The sequence below is a fragment of the Frankia nepalensis genome (genome assembly GCF_016786325.1).
Classification (GTDB): Bacteria; Actinomycetota; Actinomycetes; order Frankiales; family Frankiaceae; genus Pseudofrankia; species Pseudofrankia nepalensis.
Map to the genome: position 1 here is coordinate 1 of NZ_JADWYU010000367.1, position 1,332 is coordinate 1,332.

Annotated in this window: 1 protein-coding gene; it reads left to right on the forward strand. The window is 70.3% G+C overall.

What is annotated here, in order from left to right; genetic code table 11:
* The first annotated feature begins 340 nt into the window (after positions 1 to 340).
* Entirely contained in the window at positions 341 to 1,108 is a 768-nt protein-coding gene (locus tag I6A81_RS41235) for a FadR/GntR family transcriptional regulator (protein WP_307875244.1), read from the forward strand.
* Positions 1,109 to 1,332 lie beyond the last annotated feature (224 nt).

Consider the following 1,332-nt stretch of genomic DNA (forward strand, 5'->3'; position numbering starts at 1 on the left):
ACGCCTACCAGCGGCCAAGCGCCCCGGTGGGCGCGAGCCTGACCACGTTGCGTTGGGTTTTCCAGTCAGCGCCTGAGGACGCGGGGCGGCGGCAACCCGCGGTCGGGGCGGCGCGGCCGCCCGGTGGGTGTCCGCGCGCCGCGACGTGGTCAACTTGCCGCGGATTCCGGTGCGCTCCTGCGTAGACTGGAAAAACATCTAGAGGCAACCATGTCGATAGTCGTGCTAGCAACTAGTGGGTGCCAGCAACTGACGAGTGCCAGCGGCTAGTAGGTGCCAGCGGCGCTCGGGAGAATCCGCCGCGGGATCCGGCGCGGCTTGGGGTACGTGGGGTGGTCCGGTGGTAGTCGACAAGCGCAAGGCCCCACGGCTCCGGGAGAAGCCGCAGCAGATCGCCGACGAGCTCCGGATGCTGATCGCCAGCGGCGAGCTCACGGAGGGGGAGACGCTCGGCCGGGAGCCCGAGCTGGTCGAGCGGTTCGGCGTCTCGCGGCCCTCGCTGCGCGAGGCGTTGCGCATCCTGGAGGCCGAGGGTCTGATCTCCGTGGTGCGTGGCCTGCACGGCCGGGTCATCGTGCATGAGCCGAACGAGCGGATGACGGCGCGCACGGCCGCTCTGGTGCTGCACTCGCGCAACGTGTCGCTCGCCGACGTCTTCGAGGCCCGCGCTCTGCTGGAGCCGCTGGCGGCGCGGGCGATCGCCGGCATGCGCAACCGCCGCCCGGTCATCGCCGAGCTTCGCGCCCTCATCGACGCGGAAGAGGCGGCGATCCAGGACCCGGAGGTGTTCGGCGACGCCAACGCCCAGTTCCACGAGCGACTGGTGGCGCTGGCCGGCAACCAGACGTTGAGCATCGTCGCCGAGATGCTCAACGAGGTCGTGGCCCGCGCCGTCACCGCGGTCAGCACCGAGGCGGACGACGTCGTCGGGTCGCTGACGACCCGCCGCCGCGGTATCCGCTCGCAGCGGCGGCTCCTCGACCTGCTCGAGACCGGTGTCCCCGCCGCGGCCGAGGAGCACTGGCGGTCCCACATGACCGTGGTCGGCCGGGTGATGCTCGGCCAGGAGGCGTCGACCGTCGTCGACCTCCTCCACCACTACACCTGAGCCGCCGCCCGACTCGGATCATGGCCGCCGCGCGCCGCGCGCCGTGGCCGACGGACCACCGGTCCGGCCGGCGCCGGAACCGGGCCGCGCATTGAAAAATATATATATCTTTCGTAGATTGAGCTCCTGGCCACCATCAGCAGGAGCGGAGCAGCCGATGAGTGTCGGCACGATGTCCCCGGTCTACTACGACCCTTTCGATGTCGCGATCGATCGGAACGTGC